18 protein-coding genes are annotated in these 14,942 nt (G+C 35.7%); 1 reads left to right on the top strand and 17 read right to left on the bottom strand.

Translation table 11 applies throughout. From position 1 onward, the window contains the following. Positions 1–31: 31 nt before the first annotated feature. The 8 genes from ispE to metG all read right to left on the bottom strand — a co-directional run bounded on the left by ispE (position 32) and on the right by metG (position 7,406). The gene (ispE, locus tag KI369_RS01415; protein ID WP_000772099.1) at positions 32–901 is read right to left on the bottom strand and encodes a 4-(cytidine 5'-diphospho)-2-C-methyl-D-erythritol kinase; all 870 of its coding nucleotides are present in this window, start codon (positions 899–901) and stop codon (positions 32–34) included. Positions 902–1,097: 196 nt separating this feature from the next. Then, positions 1,098–1,277, bottom strand: coding sequence for an acid-soluble spore protein SspF (gene sspF / locus KI369_RS01410; RefSeq protein ID WP_001985066.1), 180 nt, complete (start codon positions 1,275–1,277; stop codon positions 1,098–1,100). A 91-nt stretch (positions 1,278–1,368) separates the two neighbouring features. After that, positions 1,369–1,629 (bottom strand): biofilm formation stimulator Veg, encoded by a 261-nt coding sequence (gene veg, locus KI369_RS01405; protein WP_000044349.1) that lies wholly within the window; start codon positions 1,627–1,629, stop codon positions 1,369–1,371. Between the two features lie 238 nt (positions 1,630–1,867). Next, positions 1,868–2,731, bottom strand: coding sequence for a sporulation peptidase YabG (yabG, locus tag KI369_RS01400; RefSeq protein ID WP_000242870.1), 864 nt, complete (start codon positions 2,729–2,731; stop codon positions 1,868–1,870). Between the two features lie 110 nt (positions 2,732–2,841). Further along, positions 2,842–3,720: a 16S rRNA (adenine(1518)-N(6)/adenine(1519)-N(6))-dimethyltransferase RsmA gene (gene rsmA / locus KI369_RS01395; protein ID WP_212954839.1), complete on the bottom strand. Its 879-nt coding sequence runs from the start codon at positions 3,718–3,720 to the stop codon at positions 2,842–2,844. Continuing rightward, on the bottom strand, positions 3,717–4,274 hold the full coding sequence (gene rnmV, locus KI369_RS01390) for a ribonuclease M5 (protein WP_000692830.1): 558 nt from the start codon (positions 4,272–4,274) through the stop codon (positions 3,717–3,719). The genes rsmA and rnmV overlap by 4 nt, the downstream gene beginning before the upstream one ends. A gap of 215 nt (positions 4,275–4,489) precedes the next feature. Continuing rightward, a complete protein-coding gene (locus tag KI369_RS01385; RefSeq protein WP_212954838.1) occupies positions 4,490–5,257 on the bottom strand; it encodes a TatD family hydrolase in 768 nt (255 codons plus the stop codon). Positions 5,258–5,423: 166 nt separating this feature from the next. Next, complete coding sequence (gene metG / locus KI369_RS01380; RefSeq protein WP_212954837.1) at positions 5,424–7,406, bottom strand: methionine--tRNA ligase; 1,983 nt, start codon at positions 7,404–7,406, stop codon at positions 5,424–5,426. Positions 7,407–7,926: 520 nt separating this feature from the next. Here metG and abrB point away from each other — a divergent pair. Next, positions 7,927–8,211 (top strand): transition state genes transcriptional regulator AbrB, encoded by a 285-nt coding sequence (abrB, locus tag KI369_RS01375; protein ID WP_000843036.1) that lies wholly within the window; start codon positions 7,927–7,929, stop codon positions 8,209–8,211. A 20-nt stretch (positions 8,212–8,231) separates the two neighbouring features. Here abrB and rsmI read toward each other — a convergent pair whose 3' ends face one another. The 9 genes from rsmI to KI369_RS01330 all read right to left on the bottom strand — a co-directional run bounded on the left by rsmI (position 8,232) and on the right by KI369_RS01330 (position 14,735). Next, a complete protein-coding gene (rsmI, locus tag KI369_RS01370; protein ID WP_212954836.1) occupies positions 8,232–9,107 on the bottom strand; it encodes a 16S rRNA (cytidine(1402)-2'-O)-methyltransferase in 876 nt (291 codons plus the stop codon). Then, positions 9,076–9,366: a GIY-YIG nuclease family protein gene (locus tag KI369_RS01365; RefSeq protein WP_144616335.1), complete on the bottom strand. Its 291-nt coding sequence runs from the start codon at positions 9,364–9,366 to the stop codon at positions 9,076–9,078. Before KI369_RS01365 ends, rsmI begins: the two co-directional genes overlap by 32 nt. After that, positions 9,353–10,093 carry a tRNA1(Val) (adenine(37)-N6)-methyltransferase gene (locus KI369_RS01360; RefSeq protein ID WP_061678923.1) on the bottom strand — a complete coding sequence of 247 codons (741 nt, stop codon included), beginning with the start codon at positions 10,091–10,093 and terminating at the stop codon, positions 9,353–9,355. Before KI369_RS01360 ends, KI369_RS01365 begins: the two co-directional genes overlap by 14 nt. A gap of 120 nt (positions 10,094–10,213) precedes the next feature. Continuing rightward, entirely contained in the window at positions 10,214–10,567 is a 354-nt protein-coding gene (gene yabA, locus KI369_RS01355) for a DNA replication initiation control protein YabA (RefSeq protein WP_000412057.1), read from the bottom strand. Positions 10,568–10,581: 14 nt separating this feature from the next. Next, complete coding sequence (locus KI369_RS01350; RefSeq protein WP_000272429.1) at positions 10,582–11,409, bottom strand: PSP1 domain-containing protein; 828 nt, start codon at positions 11,407–11,409, stop codon at positions 10,582–10,584. A gap of 5 nt (positions 11,410–11,414) precedes the next feature. Beyond that, entirely contained in the window at positions 11,415–12,398 is a 984-nt protein-coding gene (holB, locus tag KI369_RS01345; RefSeq protein ID WP_212954835.1) for a DNA polymerase III subunit delta', read from the bottom strand. Between the two features lie 35 nt (positions 12,399–12,433). Next, positions 12,434–13,060, bottom strand: a complete 627-nt coding sequence (gene tmk, locus KI369_RS01340; RefSeq protein WP_212954834.1) for a dTMP kinase — start codon at positions 13,058–13,060, stop codon at positions 12,434–12,436. A 1-nt stretch (position 13,061) separates the two neighbouring features. Beyond that, complete coding sequence (locus KI369_RS01335) at positions 13,062–14,483, bottom strand: aminotransferase class I/II-fold pyridoxal phosphate-dependent enzyme (RefSeq protein ID WP_212954833.1); 1,422 nt, start codon at positions 14,481–14,483, stop codon at positions 13,062–13,064. A gap of 72 nt (positions 14,484–14,555) precedes the next feature. Next, positions 14,556–14,735, bottom strand: coding sequence for a sigma factor G inhibitor Gin (locus KI369_RS01330; protein ID WP_000842028.1), 180 nt, complete (start codon positions 14,733–14,735; stop codon positions 14,556–14,558). Positions 14,736–14,942 lie beyond the last annotated feature (207 nt).

The following is a 14,942-nucleotide window of genomic DNA, read 5'->3' as shown; positions in this document are numbered from 1 at the left end:
TTCTAAACAAATCATACCGTATTATACGTCTTTATTCAAGCGTTTCTCGCTCTCCCAATAAACGTACTGCGTATACTTGTTCACAAAATCCTTTTAATCCGTTATATATACGATGCATTCGCGAATCATGGTGCACAAGGCCAAATACGGTTGGGCCACTTCCACTCATTAATACAGCATCCGCCCCAAATCGCTTCATCTGTGCCTTAATACGTGCAACTTCAGGATGCATCGCAAACGTTACATCTTCTAAAACGTTACCAACAGTATCACAAATCCCTTTGTAATCCCCGGCATTTATGACATCAACCATTTTATCTACATTTGGATGTGTAACTCGATTTAACTTTAAATTTCCATACACATCAGCAGTAGATACACCAATATGGGGTTTTGCTAAAATAACCCAACAAGAAGGCGGAGTTTTGATGTGCTCAATTTGTTCTCCTCTTCCAGTAGCAATTGCTGTCCCACCATATACGCAAAACGATACATCTGACCCAATTTCTGCGCCAAGCTCTGCTAATTGGTCAATCGTAAGCCCTAAATTCCATAATTTATTAAGGCCACGTAATGTCGCTGCTGCATCACTACTTCCACCTGCTAATCCAGCTGCTACTGGAATCGTTTTTTCAATAGTAATAGATACGCCTTTTTTCACATTAAACTTCTCTTTTAATAATCTCGCTGCTTGATAAGCTAAATTTCTTTGGTCGTCTGGGACATACCGATTATGGGATAAAATTTCAATACGGTCTTCTGCTAATTCCATTAGTTCTAAACGATCCGCTAAATCAATTGTTGTCATAATCATTTTCACTTCATGATATCCGTCTTGTCTTTTTCCCAGTACATCTAACGACAGATTAATCTTTGCTGGTGCTTTCACTAGTAGCTTCAATCTATTCACCCACTCTATGTACTCAATCTTTTATCGTTTATTTTACCATAAATTTATAGTAAGACGATGACACTTCCCTAATTATAACGAAAAGCATTCAGAATGAAACTACTTATGTAAAATGATGGCACCTTTTAGAGTACAAAAAGCCGAGGAATCACTCCTCGGCTACCGTAGCATAGAAAGTATCTTACAACTACTGGTTTTGTTTCATTAATTGCTGTTCTGCAATTTCTATAGCACGTTTCACCATGTTACCAGCATCTTTCGCACGAATTCCGCCCCAGCCTTCTTTCTGAACAACATCATAAAAGCCTAGCTCTTTTGCAAGCTCTTCTTTAAATTGATTTGACATGACACCTCTTCGTCTACTCAATGCAGAGTCCCTCCTTATTTTGCTACGGTATAATTAGTATGCAAAATAATATAGCTTTTCATTTGTGGGAATATATGTAACGGTACATCAATTATAAAATCACTTCGTTATGAGGTTCACCATAAAATGTTAACTCTACTGTCTCTGTTAAAACATCCGCATAGCTATACGATACACGTTGCAATGCATCTTCTTGCTGATCCAATTGCACAACAAAAACAGAACGGTACGTTTCTGCAAGTACACCTGATTGTTCTACTGTTTTCCTTCTCCCACTATTTGCCTTTAACATCAGTCTCTGTCCAAGATGGTGATCTAGTTCGCTTTTAATTTCATCTAAACGTTTTGACATATACTTCGTTACACCTCGCTGTAATTTAGATTGAACACTTAAAACACGATATATCTATCCCAATTATTAACCGCAACTCACAGACAATATCATTATAAAAGCATTATGCGTTCGAATAGATAGAAGAAATACTATATTGTAAAAGTATCATTATGTAGTCTGTGCGTTCTTATCTCTTTTTATCCAAGCTGATTTAAATCCTTTCCACACAAAAAAGCAAGATACATATGTACCTTGCTTATTCTTCATAGTGTTGAAAGGGTAATCCAGTTCGTAAAATCCCCCTTGTCTCAATCCCGCCAAGTCCCTTTTCACCGGTAATCGTATTACGTACAACATCCCATACATTGACTCTCTCCATAAATGACGTAAAGCTAATTTTACCCACCACATATACAGGATCTAGTGCGTGAATATTAATTCTAGATGGTGAACTAGCAAAATTAGCGCCTGCTCGAATTAATGCTTCAAAGTGTGATTGGCATGCACCTGCGAAAATAACGAGTTGATCCAATGATGGATATTTTTTTCTCACTTCTCGAACAGCCTGTACAAAATGCCTTGAATGTCTATATGCTGCTAAATCTCCCTTTACCCCTTTTGACTTTGTATATGCATCGTGCCCTGTGATTACTAAAATATCCGGACGAAAATGATCTATTAAATCTACTACCTTTTCATGCATCTCTGTTTCCTTACAATGAATACCTTGTACAGGAACACCAATTTTATTATATAAGTCTAAGCACTTGCGCAAATATAACGGGTCTCCATCTATATGCAATACACGTCCCGGCATTTGAAAATAATTCACCTCACTTGTATATCCACCCGTTGAAGTGTGTTCATGCCTTTGTTTCATTAATACATAATCTTGTTGAAACAATCGATACGTACGCTCCATCGTTTCTTTCTCGCGCTTCGCTCTTTTTTTATGTTCTCGTTGATCTATACTAATTAAATCTTCAAGTGGTGCATCCGCCACCAGTCTAATTTCCTCTCCAAACAATATAGCTATCTCGCCTTTTATTTCTATAATACGAAAAAGAATATCCCTATTATGAGAATATCGTTCCACTAATTCTCCAACATGTAAAACCATTCTCCTACCTCCAAACTCGTTAGGCCATCTTACCTGTTTTTAAAGTATGAATGTAGGCGAGGAAAGGTGACAAAAGGGACAGTTCAAGTTGAACTGTCCCTTTTCTATTCTTATGACAATTTATGAAGAACTAATGCATTACTTAATGTTGCAAACTCCTCGATAGATAGCGTTTCTCCTCTTCGTTTTGGATCAATTCCTACTTCTGTTAAAATTTGATCCAAAAGCTCTTTATCTTTCGGGAAACCATTTAAATTATTCGATAAATTATTCATTAACGTTTTACGACGCTGTGCAAAACTTGCTCGTACTACTTCAAAGAAGAATGTCTCATCTGTTACTTCTACAACTGGTTTCGGACGCTTTAGGAGACGGATAATTGCAGAATCAACATTTGGTTGTGGTACAAACACTGTACGCGGTACAGTCATAACTGTTTCTACCTCTGTATAATACTGAATAGCAATGGATAAAGAACCATACTCTTTCGTTCCAGGTTTAGCAGCTAAACGATCCCCAACTTCTTTTTGCATCATAACAACAAATCCACGAACCGGTAATTTCTCTTCCAGCAATTTAAATAAAATTGGCGTTGTAATATAGTACGGTAAGTTAGCTACTACCATTACATCTTGCCCTTCTTCAAATTGCTCGCTAAACACTTCGTGTACATCTGCCTTTAGTACATCTTTATTAATAACTGTAACGTTGCCATATGGAGCTAACGTCTCATCTAAGATCGGTAATAATCTTTGATCAATTTCAAAAGCCACAACTTTTTTAGCACGCTTCGCTAATTGTTCTGTTAATGCACCGATACCTGGTCCAATTTCAATTGCACCACTTTCTGATCCAATTTCAGCGTGATCGACAATACGATTTAATACATTCGTATCAATTAAAAAATTTTGCCCTAAACTTTTTTTGAATGAAAATCCGTACTTTTCAACAATGTCTTTCGTACGATTTGGCGTTGCGATATCCTTCATTTTCTTTCCTCCTGTATGACTTGCTTATAAGCTTCTGCAAATGATTCTTTTGAAACTTGAAACATTTGTAAACGTTTATGTAACTGTTTTGCGTTTGTATAACCAATCTTTAATAGCTTACCCATTCTTTCTCTGCGACTCTTTGCCATTTCTCCGCCCACTAAACCTGCATCGACTAGATCGCTCCAACTAATTTCACTTGTGTAAGCTTCCATTTCTTCATGTATATTCTCTAAAGCACGGCGAATTGATTCATTAGAAGCATGTTCAATTCCGACACCCTTTTTCCTTTTAGCAAGTGCTTCTTCCTTCGGTAAAAAGGCATGTTTACATCCAGGTACCTTATCAGAAATAATTTTTCGAATACGCTCTCCAGGATAATCCGGATCTGTGAAAATAATAACGCCTCGTTTTTGCAGCGCTAATTTAACTTGCTCAATAACATGATCACCGATTGCTGAACCGTTCGTTTCAATTGTATCCGCATCAACAGCACGCTTAATCGCAACTGTATCATCTTTACCTTCTACAACGATAATCTCTTTAATTTTCATGCTTGCCTCCACACTCGTTTCGTCTCTACTTAGTAAAACAAAAAAATGACGACTTTTCCATTATTATTTTCCCCATTCTTACATTTTAAAAAATAGAATGTCCAAAGCTTTGTTCTCTCTCCTTATTGTAACGCTTCCTCATTCGCCTTTATTTTCTCTATCACTCCTGCTATTTTTCCACAAAAATAAAAAAGAATGGGTTCTCCCACTCCTTTTTATTCAACACCAAATAAAGCTTTTGCATTTTTTGTTGTTACTTCTGCTACTTCCTCATAAGAAATCCCTTTTAAGTTCGCAATTTCTTCTGCTACGAGTTTTACATAACTTGGTTCATTTCGTTTCCCTCGAAATGGATGCGGTGTTAAATACGGACAATCCGTCTCTATTAACAATTTCTCTAATGGAATCTCCGCAGCAACTTCTTTCGGTTTCTTAGCGTTTTTAAATGTAACTGGTCCGCCTAACGAAATTAAAAAGTTCATATCAACACATCGCTCTGCCACTTCTACGCTGCCACTAAAGCAATGCATAATACCTCCTACTTCAGCTGCATTCTCTTCTTCTAGAATATCAACAATATCTTGAGTTGCATCACGGTTATGTATAATAATCGGCAATTTCACCTTTTTCGCTAATGCAATTTGTTTACGGAATACTTCTTTCTGTATTTCTTTTGGGGACTTATCCCAGTGATAATCTAAGCCCATTTCTCCAAGTGCAACAACTTTAGGATGAGAAGCAAGTTCTTCTAACCATGCTAAATGTTCTCCTGTCATGTCGATTGCATCAACTGGATGCCATCCAACCGCAGCGTAAATAAAATCATAGGCTTCAGCTAATTCAATCGCCTTTTTTATCGTTACCTCATCAAAACCAACAACAACTGTATAAGTAACTCCTGCTTCTTTCATTCGGGCAATAACTTCTTGTAAATCTTCTTCAAATTGCTCTGCATTCAAATGTGAATGTGTATCAAACAGCATAATACATAACTCCTTTTATATTGAAATCAAGTTTATTCCACAAAAACAAGCTCTTTCATAACTTAACGATAACAATACTACAATTTTAATGCAAAAATTGAGAGTGTAAAAAGAAAAAAGACGCTTCACACATGTTACACGTGAAACATCTCTTTTCTTGTCTGAATTACTTGATTTTTGTACCATTTGGTAGATTTTGATCAATTGATGCTAATGACAATACACCATTCTCTTCACCCGCTAAAATCATACCTTGCGATAATTCACCGCGTAATTTTACAGGTTTTAAGTTTGTTACACAAATAACCTTTTTACCTTTTAGGTCTTCTGGCGAATAGAATTTTGCAATTCCAGAAACAACTTGACGCTTTTCTGTGCCTAGGTCTAGTTGGATTTTTAACAACTTGTCTGCTTTTTTCACAGGCTCAGCAGATAATACTTCAGCTACGCGTAATTCTACTTTAAAGAAATCATCAATTGTAATTTCTTCTGCCTTCGGTTCTTCTTCTTTTTTCTCTTCTACTTTAGGAGCAGAGGCTTTCATTTGTTCTTTAATGTACTCTACCTCTACCTCCATTTCTAAACGAGGGAAAATTGGATTTCCTTTTTCTACTTTTGTTCCAGCCGGAATGCAGCCAACCGTAGATAGACTTTCCCAAGACTTATGTGCTTCATCAGTAAGGCCAAGCTGAGCAAACATCTTGCTTGGTGCTACTGTTAAAAATGGCATAAGCATAATACCTGTTTGACGAAGTACTTCTGCTAAATGGGCCATTACAGAAGCTAGCTTTTCACGATCATTCTCATCTTTTGCTAATACCCACGGTTGTGTTTCATCAATATATTTATTCGTACGGCTAACCAATTGCCAAATTGAGCTTAGAGCTACAGAAAATTCCATATTCTCCATTGCTTCTTCTACTTTTTTCAATGTATCCTGTGCGAAAGCTACTAACGTTTCATCAAATTCCGTTACATTTGCTTTAAATGCAGGGATTTCTCCGTTAAAGTATTTATCAATCATAGCTACTGTACGATTTAATAAGTTACCTAAGTCATTCGCTAAGTCGAAATTAATACGCTCCACGAATCCTTCTGGTGTGAATACCCCATCAGATCCGAATGGAACTTCACGAAGTAAGTAATAACGTAATGCATCTAATCCATAACGATCGATTAATGTAACTGGATCTACTACGTTTCCTTTTGACTTACTCATCTTTCCATCCTTCATTAAAATCCAACCATGAGCAAAGACTTTTTTCGGAAGAGGTAAATCTAATGCCATTAAAATGATTGGCCAATAAATTGTATGGAAACGAACGATTTCTTTTCCAACTAAGTGCACATCAGCCGGCCAGAACTGTTTATACATCTCTTCATTTTCTGTTCCATAACCTAATGCTGTAATGTAGTTAGATAACGCGTCAACCCATACGTAAATAACGTGTTTTGGGTTACCTGGAACACGAACTCCCCAGTCAAATGAAGTACGAGAAACAGCTAAATCTTCTAAGCCTGGTTTAATAAAGTTATTAATCATTTCATTCTTGCGAGATTCTGGCTGAATGAAATGTGGATTATCTTCATAGAATTTTAATAGTCTGTCGACATATTTACCCATTCTAAAGAAATACGATTCTTCACGAACAAGTTCTACATCATGACCACTATCTGGACTTTTTCCTCCAACTACTTTGTCACCTTCCATAATTGGATCTACTAATTGATGCTCTGTATAGAATGTCTCATCTTGTACAGAATACCAACCTTCATATTCATCAAGATAAATATCACCTTGATCTACTAGTTGTTTGAAGATTTTTTCAACTACATCTTTATGACGATCTTCCGTTGTACGAATAAAATCATCATAAGAGATATCCATCTTCTCCCAAAGTTCTTTAATTCCTGCAACGATGTTATCCACATATGCTTGTGGTGTAACGTTTAATTCTTCTGCTTTCTTTTGGATCTTCTGTCCATGCTCATCAGTTCCTGTTAAGTAATGAACATTATATCCTTGCATACGCTTATATCGTGCCATCGCATCTCCCGCTACTGTTGTATAAGCATGTCCAATGTGTAATTTTCCACTTGGATAATAAATTGGGGTAGTAATATAAAAGGACTTGTTTTCCTCTGTCATTGTTTTGGACCTCCCGGATAACCTCATATGTATTTATAAACAGTATATCAAAAACTTATATATAAAGTGAAACTTTAATCTGTGAGGGGTTTTGTTCATTCCCGCAGATTATTAGCCTGCACCAATCGAGCTTTTACGCGCAATCCGGCTCTTACTTAACCTCTTTCCTCCAGCCGAATTTTGAATTTAAAATCTTACCGCTTGTTAATGCGGGATAAAAACGAGTTAATACTTGATACCTTTATCATCTATTACTCATATTTCAAGAAAATATACAGTCCTCACTTATAATTTATAAATTTTTCAGAAAATAAAGTAAAATAATAGTAGAAATTACTCGCATTCTATTATATATAAGAAGTAAGAAATCTATAAATCTTTTTAAAAAATATAGAATTAAAGAATTGACGGAAATGTAAATGATTGGTATCATATGTCCATAGGGTATTTTGTCGAAAAATGACGAATCTAGAAAATAGACTCGAAACTTATAAACTATTTCTTTAGGAGGAAAAGAATTATGAAATCTACTGGTATCGTTCGTAAAGTTGATGAATTAGGTCGTGTGGTAATTCCAATCGAATTACGCCGTACTTTAGGTATTGCAGAAAAGGATGCTCTTGAAATCTACGTTGATGACGAGAAAATCATCTTAAAAAAATATAAGCCAAACATGACTTGCCAAGTAACTGGCGAAGTATCTGATGGTAACCTATCTTTAGCTGAAGGTAAAATTATCTTAAGCAAAGAAGGCGCTGAGCAAATCTTAAACGAACTTCAAGATTATATCGAAACAGCAAAATAAGCTTCTCAATTATGAGAAGCTTATTTTTTATCGACATGATAGATTTGATATACATCGCGTTTCGACAAATCTCGATCTTTAGCGACTGTTTTTATTGCCTCTTTTGAATTCATACCTTTTTCGTTTATATAATGTTCAATATGATCATATACTGAGATAGATTCCCACCATTGTTCTTCTGGGGCAGGCTCTTCCGTTGAACCAGCTACTAAAATACAAAACTCGCCACGAACTTCATTTTGTTTCGTCCACTCAATTGCTTCTTCGATTGTTCCTCGAATAAATTCCTCGAATTTTTTCGTTAACTCTCGACATAATACAATTTCTCTATTTCCCAACACTTCTTGCATCGAGATTAAAGTATCATCTAAACGATGAGGCGCTTCATAAAACATCATTGTAGTTTGTACATAACGAAGCTTCTCTAACTCCATTTTTCTTTCTTTCTTATTTCTTTGTAGAAATCCATAGAAATAAAATTGTTTTGTTTCAAGACCTGACGCAATTAATGCTGTAAGGGCCGCATTTGCCCCAGGAAGCGGGATAACATGATATTGTTCCGCTACAGCCTCTACAACAATATCGTAACCTGGATCGGAAATACACGGCATACCAGCATCACTAACAAGTGCCACGGTCTTTCCTTCATCTAACTTCTCTAATATTTTCTTTCCACTTACTTCCTTATTATGCTCATGGTAACTCATAACAGGGGTTTCGATTTCGAAATAATTACAAAGTTTTTTCGTTTGTCTCGTATCTTCAGCAGCAATTAAATCAGCTTCTTTTAAAATTCGAATTGCACGAAATGTCATATCTTCTAAATTTCCAATAGGAGTTGGTACTAAATATAAAACTCCCTTTTCATTTTGTTGAAAGCTTTTTTGTTGCCACATAGCGTTCTCCTTTTTGCATATATTCTTCTTTTTGTTTTCTACTTAATTGCTTAAAATAATACTCTGCTTGCATAGCTGTACGCTTATCTTCATGAAATTCTACGTATTTTAAAACAACAGGAAGTCTAGCACGCGTATACCTAGCTCCTTTTCCACTATTATGGGTCTGAATCCGCTTCTCTATATGATTTGTATATCCAGCATAATAACTGCCATCAGAGCACTCTACCACATAAAAACAATGCTTATTCTTCTCCATATAAAATTGAACGAATCTCCTTTGTATATTCATTATTTTCTTCATATACAAAAAGAGGTGGCAATATTTTCAAATCTGCGTTTCCGTCCTTAATTCCTTCAATTAACAATGTATTCGCTTCTTTCCCTGCCTTAGGATAAACGAATCGTACACGCTTTGGTTCAATCTTGTATTTACGCATTAATGTAACAATATCTAGTAAACGACCTGGACGATGTACAAATGCTACTTTTCCGCCTTGCTTTACTAGCTGACTACTTGCAGATACAACATCCTCTAATGTACACATAATTTCATGACGAGCTATCGCTAAATGTTCATTCATATTTTTCTCAGACGTTGCCGGTGTTTGAAAATAAGGTGGATTACATGTGACAACATCATATTGATGACGTCCGAGTTTCTCCGGCATATCTTTCAAATCCCCGTGTATTAAGTGAATTCTTTCTTCTAACTTATTGTATTGAACGCTTCTTATTCCCATATCATATAAACGTTCTTGAATTTCCACACCTGTAATATTCCCTTTCGTTCTTGTACTTAATAGAAGGGGCACAACTGCGTTACCTGTACACAAATCAAGTAAATTACCTTTTTGAATTGGCACCCAAGCAAAATCTGCAAGTAAAACAGCATCTAAAGAAAAATTAAATACTGATGGGCTTTGTACGATCTTCATATCTTGCGCTAATAAGTAATCTAAACGTTCATCTTCATATAAATTCATGTGTTACTCCTTTTCTTACACTTAACCTACCCTATTTCATCTTCCACTAATAAAAAACATATTTCATTCTACTCTCATGTATAAAAAATTACCTTTCCAATTATCATTGGAAAGGTAATTTCACTTTTTATTTAAAAATGACAGGCAGAATAAACAATCTCCCTCTTTACGTACACTTCCATAATGCAGATTACAAATATGAAAACCTTCTTGATATAGTCTTGCCAAGTTATCGTAGCCTTCACCAATATCAGTTGTCTTTGGTTTCACTTCTTTACGTTTTTGAGTTTTTTGTTTTTCTTTAATCTGCACTTCTTCAAAGCGGTGTCGCAAATTTTCATTTTCCATTTTTATATGTTGGTTTTCTTCCAACAACTCTGCAAGATGTTGTTTTAATTCTCCCAACTGTTTGTATAAATGTCCAATTTGCTCTTCCATACTAGAAACCGATGCAAAAATATCTTTTTTCTCCACAAGCACCCACCTCATTAATCTGTGGTTTGACTCGAAACGACCCCTTTATTCACTAACTCATCTAACGTATATTCTACTATCCGTTCCTTGTCTACTAGTTCCACTTGAATTAATCTTTCTAAAATATTTAATCCGATAACACGGCCAGTACCATGCGGGGTTTGTATACGTTGATCTAAATCAGGAAGTTGTTCCTTTGCTGCCTCATATTCGTCATTCTCATATTTTAAGCAACACATTAAACGACCACATAAACCAGAGATTTTCGCAGGATTTAATGATAAATTTTGATCCTTTGCCATCTTAATAGATACAGGTTCAAAATCACCTAAAAAAGTAGAACAACAAAGCATACGACCACATGGACCAATACCACCAAGCATCTTCGCTTCATCACGAACACCAATTTGTCTTAGTTCAATTCTTGTCCTAAAAATTGCTGCTAAGTCCTTCACCAGTTCGCGGAAATCAATCCGACCATCCGCAGTAAAGTAGAAAATAATCTTATTGCGATCGAACGTATACTCTACATCTACAAGTTTCATATCAAGATTATGCTCTACTACCTTTTGCTGACAAACTTGATATGCTTCTTTCGCAGCATGTTTGTTCTCTTCAACAATGGTACGATCATTTTCATTTGCAATACGAATAACCTTTTTTAGCGGTAATACAACGTCGTTCTCATCAACTTGCTTTTTGGTAATAACTACTTTTCCGTACTCAATACCCCTTACTGTTTCTACAATTACGAACTCATTTTCAGAGATATCGAACTGATTCGGATCAAAGTAATATACCTTTCCGGCCTTCTTAAAGCGAACACCTACTACATCATACAAAACGGTCATCCCTCCTGCAACCGCAACACTAACTGTTCGAACACAAGCTGCGCATTTACATTAGCGTTGATTCTATTTTTTGCCTCTAATATATTAAAGAGAGCTGATACAATGCGCTTCTGAGCATAGGAGAAAGATTCAAACATCTCTTTCTGCTCATGAAAAACAAGACGATCTTCTTCTCCAAGTTGAACATATAATAAATCCTTATAAATAAGGAGTAACATATCTAAACCTTGCTGTAATTGTTCTTTCTCTCCAAAGTGTTTTCCCCATTTTTCTTGTACAAAAAAAATAGAGGCTTTATCCTTTTCGAGCGCTTCACATAATTTTATCACTAAAGCTCGTGCTTGTGCAAACCATTCATCACCACATAAAGCTAAAGCTTCATCAAAACTATTCGTGAGTTGTGCAGCAAGTGTCGATAAAGACGTCGTAATACCTTCATCCTGTAATCTTCTAATTAAAGATTCCGTAGGTAATGGTCTAAATGTAACAACTTGACAACGAGATAAAATCGTATTTAAAATTTGATGACTTTGTTCAGTAAGTAAAATAGCTGTTGTATCACTACTTGGTTCCTCTAAAAATTTCAAGAGTGTATTTGCTGCATTTGCTGTCATACGGTCTGCGTGCTCAATAATATATACTTTTTTATTTGCTTCTAATCCTGTTTTTGAAAACTCTTCTTGTAAATCATGAATTTGTTGCTTTTTAATAGATAATCCGTCTGGTTTTACAATATGTAAGTTCGGGTGGTTACCTGAATCAATTCGCTTACAATTTGTACATACATGACAAGGCTCTACCCCATTACGCTGAGAACAGAGGAAACTCTTTGCCATTTGAATTGCCGTCGCAAACTTTCCTGTCCCTTTCCCTCCCTCTAACAAGTAAGCGTGGGATATACGCTCTTTTGCAATGCTATTCATCAACATTTTTACACCGATGGGTTGTATAGCAGAAAGCTGCTCCCACGTCTTCATCATAATGCATACCTCACTTATTTCATTCTTTCCTTCTATTATAACAATTTATCTTCTATAATCTGAACAACTTCTTCTATAAGTTTTTCCATTGGTTGATCAGCATTTACTAATACAATACGATCTGAGAAGCGTTCTACAACTTGTAAATACCCTTCACGCACACGTTTATGGAAAGAGATATCTTCCATATCTAATCGATTCACTTCACGTCCTGCATCTTTTTCAATTCGAGCTAAACCAATCTCTGGTTCAATGTCTAAGTAAATCGTTAAACTAGGCATACAGTCCTCTGTTGCGAAACGATTGATTTCAAATACTTTATCCATACCTAATCCTCTTGCATATCCTTGATACGCTAAAGAGCTATCTATAAAACGATCACATAATACAAGGCAATCCTCGTTAAGTGCTGGCATAACTTTTTCCACCAAATGTTGTCTACGGGCAGCAGCATACAGAAGTGCCTCTGTACGTGCTTCCATCATCGTATATTCTTGTTTATGTAAAATCGTTCTAATATCCTCAGAAATTGCAATACCACCTGGTTCTCTCGTCGCCATTACCTTCTGTTCTTTTTGTTCAAAGTATGGCAATAAACTTTGAATTAACGTTGTTTTACCAGAACCTTCTGGACCTTCAATTGTTACAAATAATCCCTTCATCCTAAAACCCACTTTCTATATCATACACTTTCATATATTTCGTACTGCCTTGAAAACGAGCGCCTGCTTTCTCTAAATACATAATTTGCTCTTTATGTTCTGAAGTAATTCTTTCCCCATACATAATCAATGGAACTCCAGGTGGATACGGAATTACCATTTCTGCCGCTATCATCCCAACTGCTTCCTCTACAGATACTACTTTAGTTTCATATCCTTCCAGTTGTTTATATGTATACGGTAAAGGGGAAATTTCCCCTTTATAAGTATAACGAATAGATTCCTTCTTGTCTTTCACCTCATAATATTGCAATGCCCCTCGGATCGTCTCTATAGCCTTCATATATTCCTTATTTACTTGCAAGGGCAAAATAAATAGGACATTATATGGATCCGCCATTTCTGTATATATGCCAACCTTTTCAAATACTGACTGTAATTCGTATCCTGATAACTGGCAACGTGTCTGTACGGTTACCTTTAATTCGTCTTGTAATGGATATTGTAAAATAGCTATTTGTGGAATAGAACACAATTCTTCTTTAAATTCCCGTAAAAACCCGGCAATTTCATCATGGCCCTTTTCTTTTATGTGCGCTATTGTAAAACGTGCAATATCAAGAGAAGCCATAATTGGATACGACGGACTACTAGATTGTAGCATACTTAAATAAGTAGAAATTTTTTCTTCTTTCACCAGGTGACTATTTATATGTAAATAGGATCCCATCGTCATCGCGGGTAATGTTTTATGTGCAGAATGAACTACAATATCTGCACCGTATGCTAACGCTGACTTTGGGAATGCTCCCCCTAAACAAAAATGAGCTCCATGTGCTTCATCTACTAAAACAGGGATTTTATGTGCATGCGCATAAGCGATGCCTGCTTCTAAATCTATCCCCATACCATAATAATTAGGATGTGTTAAAATGAGTGCTTTCGCATTTGGATATTCTTCAATTGCTTTCTTAATAATTTCATCATGAATTCCCACTGGTACGTTATAAGCTTCATCAATCCATGGATCTAAAAAAATTGGATTTGCTCCCGCTAGTTTTAAACCATTAATAATTGATTTATGACAATTTCTTTGTACAAGAACAATATCATGTTCCCCGCAGCAAGACAAAATCATTGCTAAGTTCCCGACTGTTGAACCATTAATTAAAAAATAACTTTTTTCCACTCCATATACATCAGCTAATAATTGTTGCGCCTCATCTATACATTCAAACGGACTATGTAAATCATCTAACCCTGACAACTCAGTCACATCGATAGATAATATATCTTTAAACTCCTCTACTGCCTCCTGAGGGAAGTTTAAACCATTTTTATGACCTGGAACATGAAAGGACAATGGCCCTCTTTCTTTAAACTCTATTAATGCCTCATATAAAGGTATGCGATTTTGATTCATCTATATCTCTTCCTTATTATTTCATTCTTTCTCTATTATACAGAACAAAAAAAATAATAGGCATATGCCTATTTAAAAATATGATACTTCTAATTTCCGAAGCTGTTTTAAATAATATATATACTTCGGATCATTTGTCTCCGTATTCACCATGTCCTTTTCACATTCATAACATATTAAATTATTATAAACATATATTCCTTCTTTTCTTTCTGTCTCACAAACAATACAAACTTCGTTTTGTGATTTCATATCCTTCCCTCCCTATTTAAATGGATATATTTCATACTTCTATTCCTTAACAATTTACAGAAAAATATACATCAATTTCTTATATAATATGATTCATCCTTGGGCAACGTGTTTGTATTATCATTACTTCTTTTCGCGTACTGTTTGAAAACACAAAAAAACACGAATCAAATGATTCGTGTTTTAGCTTGCTTGGCGACGTCCTAC

It is taken from the genome of Bacillus sanguinis (assembly GCF_018332475.1).
In the GTDB taxonomy this organism is placed as follows: Bacteria; Bacillota; Bacilli; order Bacillales; family Bacillaceae_G; genus Bacillus_A; species Bacillus_A sanguinis.
This window is presented reverse-complemented; position numbering and strand designations above follow the sequence as displayed.